Source organism: Runella limosa DSM 17973 (genome assembly GCF_000482465.1).
Classification (GTDB): domain Bacteria; phylum Bacteroidota; class Bacteroidia; order Cytophagales; family Spirosomataceae; genus Runella; species Runella limosa.
Genome location: NZ_KI519420.1, coordinates 727224 through 745790 on the forward strand (window position 1 = coordinate 727224; position 18567 = coordinate 745790).

14 protein-coding genes are annotated in these 18567 nt (G+C 46.5%); 8 read left to right on the forward strand and 6 right to left on the reverse strand.

What is annotated here, in order from left to right:
- Positions 1-29: 29 nt before the first annotated feature.
- From K339_RS0112985 to K339_RS0112995, 3 genes are all read left to right on the forward strand, one after another.
- Positions 30-1301, forward strand: coding sequence for a M16 family metallopeptidase (locus K339_RS0112985; RefSeq protein ID WP_028523970.1), 1272 nt, complete (start codon positions 30-32; stop codon positions 1299-1301).
- A 36-nt stretch (positions 1302-1337) separates the two neighbouring features.
- On the forward strand, positions 1338-2192 hold the full coding sequence (locus tag K339_RS33585; protein ID WP_084332202.1) for an FKBP-type peptidyl-prolyl cis-trans isomerase: 855 nt from the start codon (positions 1338-1340) through the stop codon (positions 2190-2192).
- 159 nt (positions 2193-2351) lie between these two features.
- The gene (locus K339_RS0112995; RefSeq protein ID WP_157607584.1) at positions 2352-2969 is read left to right on the forward strand and encodes a hypothetical protein; all 618 of its coding nucleotides are present in this window, start codon (positions 2352-2354) and stop codon (positions 2967-2969) included.
- 62 nt (positions 2970-3031) lie between these two features.
- Here K339_RS0112995 and lhgD read toward each other — a convergent pair whose 3' ends face one another.
- Positions 3032-4228: an L-2-hydroxyglutarate dehydrogenase gene (lhgD, locus tag K339_RS0113000; protein ID WP_028523972.1), complete on the reverse strand. Its 1197-nt coding sequence runs from the start codon at positions 4226-4228 to the stop codon at positions 3032-3034.
- Positions 4229-4292: 64 nt separating this feature from the next.
- Here lhgD and K339_RS0113005 point away from each other — a divergent pair, with 64 nt between their 5' ends.
- On the forward strand, positions 4293-4847 hold the full coding sequence (locus K339_RS0113005) for an acyltransferase (RefSeq protein ID WP_028523973.1): 555 nt from the start codon (positions 4293-4295) through the stop codon (positions 4845-4847).
- A gap of 123 nt (positions 4848-4970) precedes the next feature.
- Entirely contained in the window at positions 4971-7313 is a 2343-nt protein-coding gene (locus tag K339_RS0113010; RefSeq protein WP_037300282.1) for a glycosyl hydrolase family 28 protein, read from the forward strand.
- A gap of 108 nt (positions 7314-7421) precedes the next feature.
- Here the strand turns inward: K339_RS0113010 and K339_RS0113015 are convergent, their stop codons facing one another.
- The 4 genes from K339_RS0113015 to K339_RS0113030 form a co-directional block, all read right to left on the reverse strand.
- Positions 7422-8948 (reverse strand): M20/M25/M40 family metallo-hydrolase, encoded by a 1527-nt coding sequence (locus tag K339_RS0113015; protein ID WP_028523975.1) that lies wholly within the window; start codon positions 8946-8948, stop codon positions 7422-7424.
- A 44-nt stretch (positions 8949-8992) separates the two neighbouring features.
- A complete protein-coding gene (locus K339_RS0113020) occupies positions 8993-10966 on the reverse strand; it encodes a S9 family peptidase (RefSeq protein ID WP_028523976.1) in 1974 nt (657 codons plus the stop codon).
- 104 nt (positions 10967-11070) lie between these two features.
- Positions 11071-12300 (reverse strand): carboxypeptidase-like regulatory domain-containing protein, encoded by a 1230-nt coding sequence (locus K339_RS0113025; RefSeq protein WP_028523977.1) that lies wholly within the window; start codon positions 12298-12300, stop codon positions 11071-11073.
- 39 nt (positions 12301-12339) lie between these two features.
- Entirely contained in the window at positions 12340-12927 is a 588-nt protein-coding gene (locus tag K339_RS0113030; protein ID WP_028523978.1) for a thymidine kinase, read from the reverse strand.
- Positions 12928-13020: 93 nt separating this feature from the next.
- Between K339_RS0113030 and K339_RS0113035 the strand changes: the two genes are divergently transcribed.
- Together K339_RS0113035 and K339_RS0113040 are read left to right on the forward strand one after the other, a co-directional pair.
- On the forward strand, positions 13021-14211 hold the full coding sequence (locus K339_RS0113035; protein WP_028523979.1) for a DUF8457 domain-containing protein: 1191 nt from the start codon (positions 13021-13023) through the stop codon (positions 14209-14211).
- A gap of 64 nt (positions 14212-14275) precedes the next feature.
- Complete coding sequence (locus K339_RS0113040) at positions 14276-14902, forward strand: ABC transporter ATP-binding protein (RefSeq protein WP_028523980.1); 627 nt, start codon at positions 14276-14278, stop codon at positions 14900-14902.
- A gap of 301 nt (positions 14903-15203) precedes the next feature.
- Here the strand turns inward: K339_RS0113040 and K339_RS0113045 are convergent, their stop codons facing one another.
- Positions 15204-16250 carry a PorP/SprF family type IX secretion system membrane protein gene (locus tag K339_RS0113045; RefSeq protein WP_028523981.1) on the reverse strand — a complete coding sequence of 349 codons (1047 nt, stop codon included), beginning with the start codon at positions 16248-16250 and terminating at the stop codon, positions 15204-15206.
- 191 nt (positions 16251-16441) lie between these two features.
- Here K339_RS0113045 and K339_RS0113050 point away from each other — a divergent pair, with 191 nt between their 5' ends.
- Complete coding sequence (locus K339_RS0113050; RefSeq protein ID WP_028523982.1) at positions 16442-18544, forward strand: outer membrane protein assembly factor BamB family protein; 2103 nt, start codon at positions 16442-16444, stop codon at positions 18542-18544.
- Positions 18545-18567: the final 23 nt, after the last annotated feature.

Here is an 18567-nt window from a genome sequence, read left to right on the forward strand (position 1 = left end):
TTACAATCCTCATTTGAACTCCAACCAATATGCAATTAGATAGAACGATACCGCCCGCTTTCCGCACCATTCAAACCGTACAGTTTCCATCTCATCAGAGCGTTATGCTCGACAACGGTCAGCCGCTATTTGTGGCCAACGTGGGCGAGCAACCCGTCGTGAGAGTAGAAGTGCTGTTTGAGGCAGGAACGTGGCACGAAGACGTCGATGGGGCGTCGTTTTTTGGAGTAAAAATGTTAACAGAAGGTACCCAAAAACGGACTTCGGCGCAGATTAGCGGGCATTTTGACCAAATCGGGGCGTTTGTAGATTTGAGCCACACGCCCGACCGTGCCAATATCATGGTGTATGGCCTCACCAAACACCTCGGGGCGATTCTCGAAATGGTGTCGGAACTTATCCACGAGGCCACGTATCCCGAAAAGGAGTTCAATGATTTGCGCAATATCAGCCTTCAAAACCTGCGTATCAATCTCGAAAAAAATGCCTACGTAGCCACAACTACCTTCAAAGAACGCTTGTTTGGCGCGACGCACCCGTACGGAAAAAGCCAAAACGAAAAATCAATAACAGCCCTTTCGGTAGCTGATTTACAAAATTTTTATACGAATCGCATCAAAGCGCGCCCTTTTCGCGTATTCCTTTCTGGACAGGTGGGCGACGCTGAGGTGGCTTTGGTTAACCAGTATTTGGGACAGCACTTGGTGGTGCCTTCGCCCGAAGTGAATAAGTCGCTAGAAATCGTTTCGCAAACCGAACCTTTGTGGGTCGAGAAAGCAGATGCCGTGCAGTCGTCGGTAAGGGTAGGGCGGATGTTGTTCAAACGTCAACACCCTGATTTTTACCGAATGATTGTCGCCAACGAAATTTTGGGCGGTTATTTTGGTTCGCGATTGATGCGTAACATTCGCGAGGAAAAAGGCTTTACCTATGGCATTTCGTCGAGTATTGTCCCGATGCGCCAAGCGGGTTATTGGGCGATTGGGACGGATGTCAAAAAAGAATTTGCCCAAGCGACTTTGGACGAAATCCAAAAAGAAATTCACCGATTGCAGACCGAACTTGTCCCAGAAAATGAGCTTGAAACCGTCAAAAACTACCTAGCAGGAGAATTTGCGGGGTCGCTCAATACCCCTTTTGAAATAGCTGATCGCGTTCGATTGATGGTACTGGAAGGACTAGATGTTGAATTTTATTCCAACTATATCCAGCGATTGCGCGTCGTTACGGCAGAGGATATTCAAAAAATGGCAAATCAGTACTGGCAATGGGAAGATTTGCAACAAGTAATTGTAGGATAAAAAATAGAGTTGATACCAATCACTCTCAACAAACAAATGAAGAAGATTCACTTAGTAATCGCGGTAGTAGCCGCTCTGAGCATCGTTTCTTGTCAAACCATGCTCGAAAATGACGCACAAAAACAGTACGAACAGAACGAGCTAGACATTCAAAACTACATCTCGTCGAAGCAACTTACGATGCAAAAAAGTACATCTGGGTTGTACTATAACATTCTAAAAACCAATCCTACGGGCCAGAAGCCAAACGTAGGGGATGAGGTGTCGATTCACTATACATTGTTCAAAATGTCGGGGGTGAAATTTGACAGTACCGAGCGTGTTAAAAACGTTCCTTTTTCGTACATCTACGGCATCAATCGCCTCATTCTTGGTATGGATGAAGGCATTGCGATGATGCGCCAAGGCGAGCAAGGACTGTTTTTGATGAACCATACGCTTGCTTTTGGGAGCCAATCGGATGCACAGTTGCCTGCTTATTCGGCAGTGGGGGCAGACGTAGAATTGGTAAAAGTGCGCAATGAAGAGCAACAAATGGAGGATTATATCTCATCTAAAAACCTGACGATTACTGAAAAAACATCTTCTGGTTTACGGTTTTTCTTAACTACCACTACCACCAATGCCCAAGTAAAAGCAGGAGATGTGGTTTCGGTAAAATACACGGGAAAACTATTGACTGACAAACAGTTTGATACGGGAGAAATATCGGTAAAAATAGGGGCAGGCGGTGTAATCAAAGGTTTTGAGGAAGGAATTAGCAAGATGCGTCTCGGCGAAAAAGCCACGCTTATCTTTCCGTCATCATTAGGGTATGGCACTTCGGGCTCGGGTAACGTAATTCGTCCTTATGCTCCACTTTTATTTGAAGTAGAGATTGTGAATAAATAAGTTAGCAGCAGCAGCTGAGTCGAAAAAAGGGATTGGAAGTGATGTTAGTCACGCCAATCCCTTTTTTTATACTAAATAACCACAATATTCGTTGAATTAATTGAATAGTTTTTTTGCGGTTAGGTAACAGTAATTAGGCTTAAAAAACGCAGTAGTGTTATGAAAAATAGGATGATCAGTACGTTTGCTAAGTTAATTGTGATATTAACAACGACAGCTTGCCAAAAAGACGAAGAAGAAGCTGTCCCCGAGCCAGTTATACCTCGCAACAGTGCTGCTGTAACGATGAATGGAAAACCTTGGAACGCTACCTTGGCCAACGGGACTACTACGTACACGATGACGTCTTGCTTTTCATGCTGGGCAGAGCGCTTAGACGAATCATACAAGAATTATCTTGAGATAAGTTTCAATAGGTACTTTAATTTTGACAAAACCAATAGGTACTATTTTGAGGGTCTATCTTTTAATGCCATTCCGCTAAAAGTAGGTACGTATGAATTGAAAGGAAGCCCGATTAATTCTTGTCGCCCTGATACTATTCCTTCAAGTGCATTTTATACAAGTGAACATGATGTTGGAAAAGATAGGTATTATGTGTTACAAACAGAAAAAAACTACCTCAAAGTAGCCAATATTAACAAAGAGACAGGTTTGGTCGAAGGTGAATTTATGGCTACGTACATCCGAGTAAGTAAAGCATACGATTCTACTTATCCAGATACGGTGCGGTTTCAGTCCTCCAAATTCTCTGCGTTTATTGGAGTAAGAGAGTAGAGATTGTGAATAAATAAGAAAACCGTGAGTGCGGTTGCTCACAACCGCACTCACTTACAAAACTAAAACCGCTTCAAGGCTAGTTCTGCCACGGTTTGACCAATCGAAAGCGACGAAGTCGCAGCGGGAGAAGGGGCATTGCAGACGTTGATGGCATTGGGGCGTTCGATGATGCTGAAGTCGTCGAGTAAGCCACCTTCGCGGTCGCAGGCTTGGGCACGTACTCCCGCTTCGCCAGCTATCAAATCACTCTCCTTAATTTCGGGAATCAGTTCTTGCAAGGCTTTGGTAAAGGCCGCTTTAGAAAACGAGCGGTACATTTCTCCTAGGCCCGTCTGCCAATATTTAGCAGCCACTTTTTGGAAACCTGGCCACGTAAGCGTTTGCCAAAGTTCTTTGGCGTGAATGTCTAGTTTTTTATACCCTTCGCGGCGGAAAGCCAACACCGCATTCGGTCCAGCTTCGACGCCACCGCCAATCATCCGCGTAAAGTGAACGCCCAAAAACGGAAAATTCGGGTCAGGTACAGGGTAAATGAGGTTTTTAACCAAATACTGTTTTTCGGGTTTGATTTCGTAGTACTCTCCCCTAAACGGAATAATGCGCAAATGAATTGGGTCTTGCTGGGTAAACTGCGCTACTTTATCGGAATACAATCCCGCGCAGTTGATCACGAGTTTAGTTTGGTGATAACTTTGTTCCGTAATCACATTAGAGAATTTTTCCCCTTGCTGAATCCCCGTAACGCGTTGGCCAAAAATAATTTCTCCGCCTAATTCGAGTACCTTTTCGGCATACTTTTCACAAACGGCTTTATAATTGATAATTCCCGTTTGAGGAACAAAAAAACCTTTAATGCCTTGTACGTGAGGTTCATACTCGCGCATTCCTGCGAGGTCAAGCATTTTGAAGTCTGTCAAACCATTTTGTTGACCACGTTCGTAAAGCCCGTCCAGAATCGGTACTTGCTCGGGGCGGGTAGCGACCACAATTTTCCCACAAAGGTCGTACGGAATGCCCTCTTGCTCGGCGAAATCAATAAGCATCTGATACCCCCGAATACAGTTGGTGGCTTTGAGGCTCCCAGGTTTATAGTACAAGCCTGAGTGAATCACCCCGCTGTTGTGACCCGTTTGGTGTACGGCCACTTCGTCTTCCTTTTCAATCACCAACAACCGAGTTTTGGGACGCTGTTGCTTGAGTTTAAGCGCCGTTGCCAATCCAACGATACCGCTTCCTACTACAATGATGTCGTATATTTTTTCCAAGTGAGTATGCGTTTTGTGTGCTACAAAGTTAGGCTAAACTCCTTACATTTGACACATGAAGAAAACCATCATTACTCTTTATTCGGCTTTGTTGGCCTTCAAAGATTATCTTTTCAGAGAGTGGGTCATGTCGATTCCCTTTCATGCCGTTCGGCGCTTTTTCATTCACCAAACCGTACGTAAATTAGGGAAAAAAGGCTTTGTGATGATGAAAGTGGAGTTTAGAAACGGCAAAAATATCGAAATCGGCGACGGCTGCTTTATCAATAAACATACGTTGTTGGATGGTCGAGGCGGACGATTGGTGATTGGAAACAACGTGGACATTGCCCAAGAAGTCAATATTTGGACGCTCTCGCACGACCCGCACGACGATTTTCATCGGGTGTGGGGCAAAGATGTAGTCATTGAGGACTACGTCTGGATTGCCTCGCGTGCCACCATTATGCCAGGCGTGCGGATTGGGCGCGGCGCGGTAGTGGCTGCGGGGAGTATTGTGACCAAAGATGTGCCACCGATGGCGATGGTGGCGGGTGTACCTGCTAAAGTAGTGGGTGAACGAAAAAGCGGTTTGAAATACAGATTAGATTGGGAACCGTGGTTTAAGTAAAGAAATCAGGGCTTTTGGCAACGTTACCGATAACGATTGCATAAAAAAATCCAATAAATAGGTTGTTTTGTACTACTCTATGGGCTAATCTCGTAGATAATTATTGCTATTCAAACCAACCCAATGAAACTACTGCTTCGCTTTTTTCTCCTACTTTCTCTGACGGCTTTTCACCCTGCCGACGATAAATTGACAATTTTTTTGTGCGGCGATTCAACCTTAGCCGACAAACTTCCTGCCGATGCACCCGAAACGGGCTGGGGCATGGTGCTGCCGTCGTATTTTAATGAGGCGGTAAAAGTGCAAAACCACGCCGTCAACGGTCGTAGTACCAAAAGCTTTATCACGGAAGGTCGTTGGCAAAAAGTGGTGTCGCAAGTGAAAAAAGGTGACTGGGTGTTTATTCAGTTTGGGCACAACGATCAGAAGGTTGCAGACACTACCCGCTCGGCTCCTGCTCAAACCTTGTACCGCCAAAATTTGATTCGTTTTGTGAACGAAACGCGCGCCAAAGGTGGTAATCCGTTGCTTATTACGCCCGTGATGCGTCGGAAATTTGACGAAAATGGGGCTTTTGTTGACCAACACGGCGACTATCCGCAAGTGGTGAAAGAAGTTGCTAAAGAATTGAAAGTTCCAATCATAGACTTACACGCCAAAAGCCAGAAAGTGATTGAACAACACGGGGTGGAGGCATCAAAACTATTGTTTCTCCACTACGGAGCGAATGTTTTTCCAAAGAATCCCAAAGGGCTGACCGACGATACGCATTTCTCAAAATACGGGGCGGCTGTCATGGCAAGCTTGGTGATGGAAGGGATCATGGAATTGCCGATTGACCTCAAAAGCTTTGTCAGAAAATCGGAATTTACCAATAAATACACCTACGAACTTCCTAAATACGCGACACCTGCCTTTCGAAAAGATACGTTCAACATTGTCCGCTACGGTGCCAAAGCCGATGGTTACACGGTAAATACCAAAGCAATTCAGCAAGCAATTGACCTGTGCCACGCGGCAGGTGGAGGTACGGTGTTGATTCCTGCGGGACTGTGGGTGACGGGGCCGATTGTCATGAAAAGCAACGTAAACCTGCACCTAGCCAAAAATTCGTTGTTGCAGTACAGCCGCAACCACGACGATTACCCCATTGTGGTTACGACCTGGGAAGGCCAAGAATCGTACCGTTGCCAAGCGCCGATTTGGGGCGTGGACTTAACCAATATCGGTATCACGGGCGAAGGAGTGCTTGATGGCGGTGGCGACGTGTGGCGGGCTATCAAACGCGAAAAGCAAACGACTTCGCAGTGGGCGGCTTTACTAAAATCGGGAGGGGTAGTGAGCGAAAAAGGCGATATGTGGTACCCGTCGGAGCAGTCGAAAAAAGGGAATAATACGCCAAACGCAGGACGTATTTTGAACGGAGTACATCCGACCCAAGCAGAATTGGCGTCGTACAAAGACTTTTTACGTCCCAATATGGTGAGTCTCACGCGTTGTAAAAGTGTTTTAATTGAGGGAGTTACGTTTCAAAACTCTCCCGCGTGGACACTTCACCCGTTGTTGTGTGACCACATTAGCGTTCGTAATGTAAATGTGCGCAATTATTGGTACGCTCAAAACAGCGATGCCATCGACTTGGAGTCTTGCCGTAACGGAATTTTGGAAGGCTGTACCTTTGATACGGGCGACGACGGGATTACCATCAAGTCGGGGCGCGATGAGCAAGGACGCAAACGTGGCGTGCCAACCGAAAACTTCATCGTAAAAGATTGTAAAGTATACCACGCTCACGGAGGGTTTGTGATTGGCTCCGAAATGTCGGGCGGGGTGCGCAATATGTTTGTTTCCAACTGTACGTTCATGGGCTCAGACGTGGGGCTTCGTTTCAAAACGGCGCGCGGCCGCGGCGGAGTAGTTGAAGACATTTACGTCACCGACATCAACATGACCGAAATCCCAGGCGAGGCCGTCATTTTTGACATGTATTATGCGGCGAAAGACCCTGTGGCGTTAGTGGGAGAATCCAACGAACTGCCCGCGATTAAGGCCGAGCCATTGAACGAGGGAACGCCTCAGTTCAAAAATTTTTACATCAAAAACATCGTGTGTAAAGGTGCAGAAACGGCCATCATGGTGCGCGGCTTACCCGAGATGAGCATCAAAAATATTAGCATTGAGAATGCTTACATTGAAGCTAATAAAGGACTGGTATGCGTAGAAGGGGAAAATATCAATCTGAAAAACGTGACGATGTTGACCAACGACGCGACCGTCATGCAAGTTCAAAACAGTAAAAACATCACGCTCGACGGAATCACGTACGGCAAAAATAAAGACGTGTTACTCAAAATAATGGGCGACCGCTCTGACGCCATCAAGCTTCTTCGCACCGATGCTTCTAATGCCAAAAAAGAAATAGAATTAGGAGTAGGCGTGAAGAGTAAAGTTATAAGTAAAAAGTAATGTCGAGTGCAAAGTGCAGAGTGTCGAATTTTTAGTGTCGAGTGTAGAGTGCAGAGTGTCGAATAAGCCCATTCGATACTCTGCATTCTACACTCGACATTTCAAAAATTATTTTACTTCTGGTTGGGTCAAAATAGCCATCCACGTTTTAATACCTTCTACATAATTGCCGAGACGGAGGTTTTCGTTGGCGGCGTGCTGATTGTTGTCCGAGTTGACCATCGGCACATGAATAGCGGGCAAGCTTAATTCCCGCAAAAAGGGTACAATCGGTACTGAGCCACCCGTCATCCGAATTTTAATCGGGTCTTTCCCAAACGTACGTACAATGGCGGCTGTGAGCCAACGGTCGGGGTAAATTCCAAAATCGGTACGGAAAGGAAGCATTCGGGCTTCGCGTTCCAGCAGTGTTACTATTTTGGGGTATTTCAATCGTTCGGCATCGGTAGGTTTACGGTCAAGAATGACGTATCCTTTGCTTTCGATATGCTTTCGTACTAACCCAATCAGGCGTTCGGGGCTGCTTTCGGGTACCAGTCGAATGTCAATTTCGGCGGTTGCCTCGTCAGGGACAATCGTGTTGGCTTTTTCTCCAATGTTGGCAGAAACTAGCCCGCGTACGTTGAGCGAAGGGTACTGCAAAGATTCTTGATAGTTTGCTCCCACTTTGTCGGGCTGGGTAAATACCAATTTTTGACGAATCATTTCAGGGTCATCGGGTACCGCCGCGAGAATTTTGCGCGCGCTGGCATCAATCGTAATCCCGTCGTAGTAACCTGGAATGGTCACGCGCCCGTCTTCATCTTTCATTGAAGCCAATAATTGAGCCATCCGAAGCGCAGGATTAGGGGCATAATTGCCGTAGTGGCCACTATGTTGCGGTATTTTTGGGCCATAAGTAGTTAATGTAATGGACGCAATTCCTCGGCAACCGTAGGTAAGGGTTGGTTCGTTTGATAAATGTCGCCCTCCATCCATGACCATCAAAAAATCAGCCCCCAGTTTATTTTTGTGCGTTTTCACCATTTCGGCCAAATGCGGCGCGCCAATTTCTTCTTCGCTGTCCAAAATCACTTTGAGGTGATACGGCGATTTTACGTTTTCTTTTTGCATGATATCTAAGGCCGCCAACAGCATCAAAATCGGTCCTTTATCGTCCGAAACGGCCCTAGCAAAAATCCGCCACTCAGGGTCGTAGCCTGTTTGAAGGTTATCCCACGCGATTGCCTCCCATTGTCCGTTGGCATTTTTCTTTTTGAGGACAGGCTTGTACGGCGACTCCTGTTGCCATTTCTCGGGTTCGACGGGTTGCCCATCAAAGTGCATGTAGAAGAGTAAGGTCTTGAGCGGCCCTGCGGCGGGAGCAGCCGATTTTTTTTCGGCAAAAAACACAGGATGCCCTGCCGTTGGTAGAAATTCAGTAGAAAAACCTTGTTGCGAAAAAGCTTTTTTGAGCCAATCGAGGTTGGGCTGAATTTGCTCTTTGATGTGCGCATTGCTGGGCAAGCTCATAAAATCGTAGAGGTTGCCGTAGTAATTTTTAACGTGTTTTTGGACGACATTGTCTAGTTGAAGCGGAGCTTGTGCAAAAACCGAAAAAGACAAAAAGGTAAAGGCAAAAAGATATTTTTTCATGGGTTAATTGATTGATACCGTACTTGTAAAGATTTGTTGGTGAGTTATTTAGTGGTATTTTCTCCGAAAACCCATTTGCCAAACCAAGCTAGGTTTTCTTCCATTACCTGTCGCATTTGTTTGGGCTTGGTGATTCCGTGGCCAAAACCTTTATAAACGACCATTTTAACGGGGACGCTGAAGTCTTCCAACGCCAAACGAAGCTCATAGGCATTGGCAATTGGAACGCGCCTATCTAGCTCGCCGTGCTGGATGAGCGTCGGTGTTTTGGCGGTTTTGATGTACGAAATAGGAGAGGTTTTGCGGTAAATTTCAGGATCGGTCCAAGGTGTTCCTTTGAGGTATTGGCGGGTAAAAGGCGTAATGTCGGTGTTTTGATAGTAAGTGGCCCAGTTAGAAATCCCAGCTCCGACCGACGTTGCTTTAAAACGGTCGCTAAACGTAGTGATGAAGGCAGAAATATAGCCGCCTTGGCTCCAACCCATAGCGCCCACTTTCTCTTTGTCCACCATTCCTTTGCCAATCAAAAAATCAACGCCTGAGATAACATCATCGTAGTCACCGACGCCCAAGTTGCGGACATTAAGTGCCCGAAACGCCTTGCCGTAGCCCGCCGAGCCACGGTAGTTGGGGCGGAGAATAAGTGCTCCTTTGGCCGCAAACAACTCGATAGGGTAGTAGCGGTCGGCAGAAATGCTTGGGAGGTCGATGCCCGTAGGCCCGCCGTGAATCACCACCAACAACGGGTATTTTTTGGTAGGGTCAAAGTTGGCAGGTTTTATCAACACGCCTTCGATGGTGGTTCCATCTTTTGATTTCCAACTGACTACCTCCCGAACGGCCGTAGCAAATGGTTTTAATTGTTCGCCTAGTTGGGTAAGCGTTTTGGGGGCAAAGGTGCTAGTGGATGAGACGACGACTTCCGCGAGGCGATTGGGCGAAGTCAAAACGCAGGCAAGTTGTTGGAAGTCGTTGGAAAACGAAAACTGAGTGGCCAACGCATCCGCGGGTTGGGTGATTCTGGTGAATTTCTTTGTGCTGGGGTTGAGCAAAAACAAATGAGCGGTTGTTTTTTGAAGTCCGCTGAACCAAATCCCATTGGCAGACCATTTTAAAAGGCTGGCGTTTTCGTCAAAACTTTGGCTAACTACGACAGGAGTACCTCCTTTTTCGGGTACGATGGCAATGTAGCGGTTGGCGTAGAAAAAGAACTCGTCCTCGTTGGTGGTGCTAAACGCGATTTGGTTTCCGTCGGGCGACCAAACGGGGTTGGAATCGGGGCCTTTGAGGGAAACAATTTTAACCAATGAGCTATCCGCCAACGTCAACACGTAAATATCTGAAGTGTGAGAATTGATTAAATCGGGATTTTTGGCGGCATCAAAAGCGATTTTTTTGCCATCGGGAGAAAATGAAAAACCACCTACTGAAAAGTCAGTGCCTTTGGTCAACGCTTTGGGCGTAGGAAGTTTGCTGAGGGTATCGGCAAACGGGAGCGTGTACAAATGTGTCATTTTGTAGTCCTCGTGGACCACTTCGTAATCGCTGTATTTATCGACGCGTTCTTTGAAGGCTTTGGTATCGGGTGTCGTGGCTGAAAAAACGATGCTTTTGCCATCAGGAGCGAAGTCAAACGAAGAAACACCCGTTTCAAACTTCGTTAGGGCTTTGGCTTCGCCTCCTTGCGGTCGAATCCAGTAAATCTGACTTTTATCGTCGCGGGTAGAAAGAAACGCCAGCACTTTTCCGTCGGGCGACCATGCGGGGTTGCTGTTGGATTTTTTGGAGTTAGTCAACTGAAATTTTTCGCCTGAGGAAACGTTGGCAAGCCAAATTTCGGTTTCGTAGGCATTTTCATCCCAGTTGGTCTCCGTTAAAACGTAGGCTACCCATTTGCCGTCGGGAGAAAGTTGCGGACTTCCGACGCTTTTCATCGAAAGAGACTGGGTAATGGTGGGCGCTTGGGCAAAGGCCCCGACGCAGAAAAGTACAAATAACGGTTGAAGAAGTGTTTTCATTGAAGTAAATGAAGGATTGCCCTTAAAGTTAGAAAATTTACTTTCAGGAACAATACACTGCGGAGCACTTGACTCAAAACACTTTTCTGTAACTGCGATTTGTGCTATTTCCCCAAGCCGTTTACGATTTGTCGCATGGCTTCGGAGGGAATGACAAAGTTGAAGTTACCCCAAATCAGCTCGTCGTATTTGGGAACGGTTTGTTGGGTGAAGCTTTCGGTGTCTATCAAAACATCCGTTTCAGGAATCCGCATACCGTTGCTTTTTTGGATGTCAGTCGCAACAAATTGTAGCTTAATGGTACCTAATGTTTGGGTATTTTTTTGTTCAAATTGGGTATCCAATAACATTCGATAATCTTGCAAATACCATTTTCCACCAAAAGGTTTGTAGCTAATGCAGGTATAAAGGCGCTTGGCGTCGCGTTTGGTTTTGCCAAACATTTTGTCGGATGCACTGGTTTTCAGAACGTCTTTGACGCCTTCGGGGGTAAAATCATATTCGATGCGAACGATGGCCGTATCCGAAGAATTGATGTACATAATTCCGTTGCGCGCCGCTTTGATCCCCGCGCTTACGGGGCGAAACAAAATCCGATACACTTGTTTGTCGAGGTACGTGGTAATGGTATCGTCGAGCTCATAGGCGTAATCGTACAAATTTTTGCCATCAAGGTATTCGGGGATAGAAATGTCAATGGAGTTGGTGACGATGCTGGCACCGTTCGGGAAAGCGTATCCTTCCATTACTTTCGAGCGATTTTGGCTGGCAAAGTTGCGCCCGCGAAGGGCTTTTACCTTTTGCGGTACCAAAATTTTGGGGCGAGGGTCTTTTTCAGCTTGCAGTACCGCTTCTCGAATGTCCACGTATTCGCCGTTTTGTTGGAGCGATTCTCGGTAAAAACCCGTCAACAAATACGGATTAGGCGAACTGTTTTTTTTGATTTTACGCAAAGCTTCCGACACCCAGTTTCGTGCTTCAAACGACTTGATGTACGAGCTGTCCACCACGCGTAGTTGGGCAGGCTGAAGCTCAATGACAACGTCTTTTTGGTTGGGCTGAAACGCCGAAGCTTTTTGTTGGAAAGGCTGGTAGCCAAAGACTGAAACCACCAAAAGCGAGTCGGATGCGATACGCGGGAAGCGGTAGAAAAACTGCCCGTCTTCGTTGGTGAGTGTTCCTGTGCCTTTGCTCATTATGCCAATGTACGCATGAGGGATAGGCTTTTGGGATATTTTATCAATGATTTTACCCGAAAGCAGTAAGTAACCTCCCTGGGCATAAAGCGCACACGACACCAGAAAAAAGCATAACGTTGAAAGCAGACCTCGCATAAGTAGCGTTTTTTATTCGATATAAATTGCTAACAAGAATCAGGCCAAATCGCCCAAATTGTAGCATCTTCGGCAACGCGCCTCGTAAGAGTCGGTTTCACCCAATAAAATTTTATCTTGAGACGTTACCTTTCGGTAGGAATATTGGGCCACCGAGCCACAGGTGACGCAAATGGCATGAACTTTTGTAACGTATTCTGCCACAGCCATTAAGAGTGGCATGGGGCCAAAAGGCTTGCCCGAAAAATCCATATCAAGGCCCGCGACGATGACGCGCTTTCCGCTGCTGGCAAGTTTATTACAAACTTCGACTAGATTTTGGTCTAAAAATTGCGCTTCATCAATGCCGACCACGTCACAATCACCTGCGAAAAGTACTATTTCTTCGGAGGTATTGACGGGCGTAGAGCGAATCGAATTTTCGTTGTGTGAGACAATGTCCTCGTCATGATAACGTTTATCAATGGCGGGTTTAAAAATTTCAACTTTTTGACGCGCGATTTTAGCACGATTGAGACGGCGAATAAGCTCTTCGGTTTTGCCAGAGAACATCGAACCACAGACGACTTCTATCCAGCCAAGGCTTGTTTGTTTGGGTTGGGAATGATGATTGGGTTCAATAAACATACGGTAGGGTTGATGTTCTAGTAACTTATGAACTAAAATAATTCGGATAACTGATTTTCGCCGATTACCTTTACAAAACAAACAAATTTTAGGATGCTCCACAAGTTTAATCTCAGCGCACTCAACGACTATAGTCAGCGGTTTGCGCGGAAAGTATGCGATGATTTCTTTGCTCAGAATACCACGGCGTCGGGTCAGCAAATTCTGAATTTGACAGCGATTCCACAGATAAATCTGTTTGTTATCAGTAGTTTATACGAAAAATGGCGGGCCGATGCGGAGACCTTTCGTAGTCCTTATTTTGACTTTGAGCAGGGTGAGGTTAAAGAAGCGTTGAAGCAATTTATGAATGTTGTCTCGCGCAATATTTCGGTCAAGCGAGAAGCACTAGAACCCATTTTATTGGAAGCAACCAAAAATACGTTGGTATTATTGATTGATCCCAACTCATATTTTAATGAGCTTTTTCGCGATCAGGCCAACTTTGCGGTGACGGCCGATTTGGTGCAGCAGCTTTGTAAATATGTTCGGTTTAATAAATTTATTCCGCAAGAGTTGGCTAAAGGAATGAAAGACCGTAGTTTCGTTTATGTGAATCAGGCGATTGAATGGTCGGAGCAAGCCTTGCAAAAACACGCTGACGAACTGGATAATATTGAACAATGGGTAGGGCATTTTTCGGCAAAAGTACCATTAGACCTCACCCATATTGTCAAAAAGATAACGCGTGTAGAACCGCCCAAGGTTGTCGATGAACCCAACCGCTCTTTTTTTGATACGCTTGTTCCTGAACCTGAGCCAGAAGAAGAACCCGAGCCTGAATATACTCCTGTGGCTATTTCTACGCCCGAGCCTATACCCGTAAAGCCAAGTGAGCCTGTGCAGAGACAAGCGCCTGTGAGCTATACGCCGCCTGCTCCTGCGAACCCTACCCCTGCCACACTCAATCAAATTTTGGGAGGAAGTGAAAATGGGGTAAAAGAATCACTCAATGACCGTTTGAGGGTAGAGCAGTCGAGTATTTCGGATGTCTATCAAAAACAGGCGATTACCAGCATTACGCAGAGCATTCCGCTGAACCAAAAGCTTATGTTTATTCATCATTTGTTCAACGGAAGCAACAGTGCCTACGAAACGGCCATTTCGGAATTGGAACAAGCCCCTGATTACGATGCAGCTCGTTCGTTGATTACGTATAAATTTGCGTCGCAGTACCTTTGGGACATGACAGGGGATGTCGTTGGCGATTTGCTTGAAATCGTGAAACGCCGTTTTCGACAATAAAAGTGATACGAAAGATTTGATTCGGGAGAATAACCCTCCCGAATTTTCTAACTCATAAACATCAATGATTTCTTGCCAGAACCTTACGTTTTCGTACAGTCCTCAAAAACGATTTACGTTTCCAGACATAACTTGCGCCGACCGTGAAGCCCTGTTGATTTTGGGGCAGTCGGGTCGAGGAAAAACTACTTTGCTGCACCTAATGGCACTTTTGCTTCGTCCTGAAGGTGGGAGCGTTATGATTGGCGACAAAGATATTACTCCTTTGTCGGTAGCAGAAGCGGCAGCGGTTCGGGCGAGTCAAATTGGGATTATTTATCAGAAACCCCACTTTGTGAGTTCGTTGAGCGTGTTGGAAAACGTGCTTTTGCCCAATTACTTAGCTCAAAAATTTCAAGATAAAAACCGTGCTCGTGCGCTGGCGGAAGAATTGGGTTTTGCCGAACATTTATCCAAAAAAACGCATCAATTGAGCCAAGGTGAGCAGCAACGCGTGAGCATTGCCCGTGCTTTGATGAACAATCCTGCGGTGATTTTGGCCGACGAGCCTACTTCCAGCTTGGACGATGACAACTGTGACAAAGTAATTACGCTTCTCAAAAATCAATCGGAGCAAATTGGGGCAAGCCTCGTCGTTGTAACCCACGACCAACGCCTTAAAGATGCGTTTACCAATCAAGTAAAATTGTAAGAAGTAAAAGGGGCTATTTAAATGCGGTTGGAGAGCAATTGCTGGCGCAAAATTATCTTCACGTGCGCTTGCGCTAGTCTCGTAAAAGTAGCCTCAGCGAGGCTAAATCTTAGTAGAAAAAGAGGAGAAATCACAATCCCAAAGCCCCATCGGGGCGGCCGACGCTCGGTGACATCTTTTACCGAGCGTTGGCTGCCCCGAGGGGGCTTTGTGGTGAATTTTGATTTAATATATAAAACTGTGTGAGCGGTTGCTCACAACCGTGTTCTCCGCGCAAGCAATTGCAACAAAGAAAATTTGCCTAGAATTTAGGACAAGAAAGCTGCTTGTCTTTCTTCACGCGACGTTTGCGGGGCGAAGGCTCGTAGTCGAAAGTGTAAGCGAGTGAAATCTCGTGCGAACCACCGCTAGGCAGCCCCAACGAAGACACCGTGATGTCGTAGCTATACCCAAACGAAAAACGCTCGTGGCGATAGCCTACCAAAGCAATGAGCGATTCGCGGTTAGAAATGTTGGCGACGTATTTTTTGATGGGTAATCCACGGTACCAAAGCCCAAGCACAATGGGTGAATAGGTGACATATACCCCCAAATCGAGCTGGTCGTATTTTCCTTGAAACTTATAATTGATGGCGGGCGAAATGCTCATTTCGCGGTCTAATTCATCGCCTAAGCCCGTGTACCCCCCAAACGGAATGCGCAAACCCGCGTGTAAACTTCCTTTGATTGGAAGGCGATTGTCGAGTGTGTCGGAGCTTAAATTAAAAAAGCCTTGCTCAGGGCGGTTGAGATGGTGCGCTGCTACTCCTACCCAATACTTGTCAGAATAAAGTAAAACCCCTGTCGAAACACTAAGATAGTGGATAGAAGGTGAGCCATTTAAGGCAACTTGGTCAATTGTAGGCTTACCCGTAAAACCTTTATTGGTATATTGATCTCCAAAAGTTAAATCCGATAGATTGGCGCGGCGATTTCCGTACGTACCTTGTAAGCCCATACGCAAGGCCGTGCTTTCATTGAAACGTAACTGATACGAATATTGTCCCGAGACTTCAGAGCTGCGAAGGCTTCCCGTTCCTTGAGAATCATTGACAAACATCAACCCAACCCCGCTATTGACATTGGAAAAATAATGATCAACGGCAAAAGAAGTAGTGACATAGTTGGCCGATAATCCTGGCCATTGATTACGGTAGTTCATCATAATACGAGGCGCCAAGTCTCCTCCTGCAAAAGCAGGGTTCAGGTACAAGGGGTTCGCATAAAATTGCGAAAACTGCGGGTCTTGGGCGTAGCCCACTCGCAAACAAAGTCCCAACAGGAAGGTGAAAGCTAATCGTCTCATCATAATACCAAACGCTACCGCAAACATTTTGCCAAAATAATCACTAAATCGTCGAGAATGTAACGGTTTTTTCTATTAAATGTTATTCAAGGATTCAAATCAACACATTTTTATTTGATTTTAAAGCAAAATAGGAGGAAAGAACAAAATACTGCGTCTTTAAAAGAAAAGGTTAACTCTCATTTTTGTATCGCATGAAACGTTTACTTCCCGTTGCGCTTATTGCCCTCGTGGCCGCTCAGTTTCCTTGGGGAAATAAAATCCAAACTTCTTCGGAAGAATGGCCAGAATACCTCGGCGGCCCTGAGCGTAATCACTATTCTACCCTTACGCAGATTACGCCCGAAAACGTGCAAAATTTGAAAGTCGCGTGGACGTACGCTACACCTGATTCGGGACAAATGCAGGTAAATCCGATTGTGGTCAACGGCGTTTTGTACGGCGTAACGGCCTCCGTGCAGGCGTTTGCCTTGGATGCGGCTACGGGCAAAGAAATCTGGCGGTTTGGCGATCCGCTCAAAAACTGGGCGAGTACCAGCCGTGGCGTGGCGTATTGGCGCGAAGGAAATGACGAACGAATTTTGCACACGATGGGTCCCTATTTGTACGCCATCGACGCAAAAACGGGCAAAACAATTCCTTCTTTTGGTGATAACGGGCGGGTGGACTTGCACACGGGATTACCCGAATCGGCCAAAGATAAATTCATGGTGTCGAACACACCTGGGACAATTTTTGAAGACCTGATTGTGATGCCCGTTCGGTTGTCGGAAGGAGCGGATGCTGCCCCAGGCGATATTCGGGCGTTTAATGTCAAAACGGGGAAATTGGCGTGGACTTTCCACACCATTCCCTATCCAGGAGAATATGGCTACGAAACTTTTCCCAAAAATGCCTATAAAAACACCGACGTAGGGGCGGCCAACAACTGGTCGGGAATGTCGGTCGATCGCAAGCGAGGCATTTTGTTCGTGCCGACGGGTTCAGCGGCCTACGACTTTTACGCAGGAAATCGCAAAGGGAAAAACTTGTTTTCCAACTGCTTACTCGCCTTGGATGCGCGTACAGGCAAGCGGTTGTGGCATTTTCAAACCATGCACCACGACGTCTGGGACCGCGATTTGCCTGCTCCGCCCAATTTGGTAACGGTGAAGCAGAATGGCAAAAACATCGACGCCGTAGCCCAAGTGACAAAGCAAGGATATGTGTTTGTGTTTGACCGCGTAACGGGAAAGCCGCTTTTCCCGATAAAAGAAGTACCTGCGCACAAATCGAATTTGGTGGGTGAACAAACGTGGCCAACCCAGCCCGTCCCGACCAAACCTGCACCATTTGCGCGTCAGTCGCCTACGGTGACGGAAAAGGAAATCAGTCCTTATGCCGAAAACCGCGAAGAGCTAATTGCAAACGTGAAAAAATACAAGAATGCGCTCTTTGCCGCGCCCTCAAAAGAAGGAACGGTGATTTTTCCTGGCTTTGATGGCGGGGCCGAGTGGGGCGGTGCTGCCGTGGATCCTGACGGCGTCATGTACGTCAACAGCAACGAAATGGCGTGGATTTTGACCATGAAAGACACCCCTAAGCAAGACGCGCTGGCGCATTTGCCACTGGGCGAACGTACCTATGCCACGCTTTGTACCTCTTGCCACGGGCCAGAGCGGAAAGGAAATGCCAAGAGCGGTTATCCGTCGTTGGTGGATATTTCAACCAAACGCGACAAAGCCTTTGTGTCCAACATCATCACGTCGGGCAAAGGCATGATGCCAGGTTTTACGACTCTCAGCGCGGCCGATAAGCAGGCATTGGTGGCATTTTTGTTTGGTGAAGAGAAAAAAGAAGCCAGCGGTGGAGGTTCCTCCAAAATGCCGTACTTGCCTTATACAAGCACGGGTTACAATAAGTTTTTGGACAGCAAAGGGCTCCCTGCCATCACGCCGCCTTGGGGAACGCTCAATGCCATTGATTTGAATACGGGGGAATACCGTTGGAAAATTCCTTTTGGATATGAACCTTCATTACTGGAAAAAGGGATAAAAAATACGGGGGTAGAAAACTACGGTGGTCCCGTGATTACCGCCAGTGGGCTGCTGTTTATTGCCGCCACGAAAGATGGAATGTTTAGGGCATTTGACAAAAAAACAGGTAAATTGCTCTGGGAAACCAAACTCCCTGCGGCGGCTTTTGCAACCCCTGCAACCTATCAGGTCAATGGCAAACAGTACATTGTGATGGCCTGTGGAGGAACGAAACTTGGAACAAAAAAAGGTAATCAATACGTTGCTTTTACGTTACCATAATGTATAAGAATGTTTTGGTCACC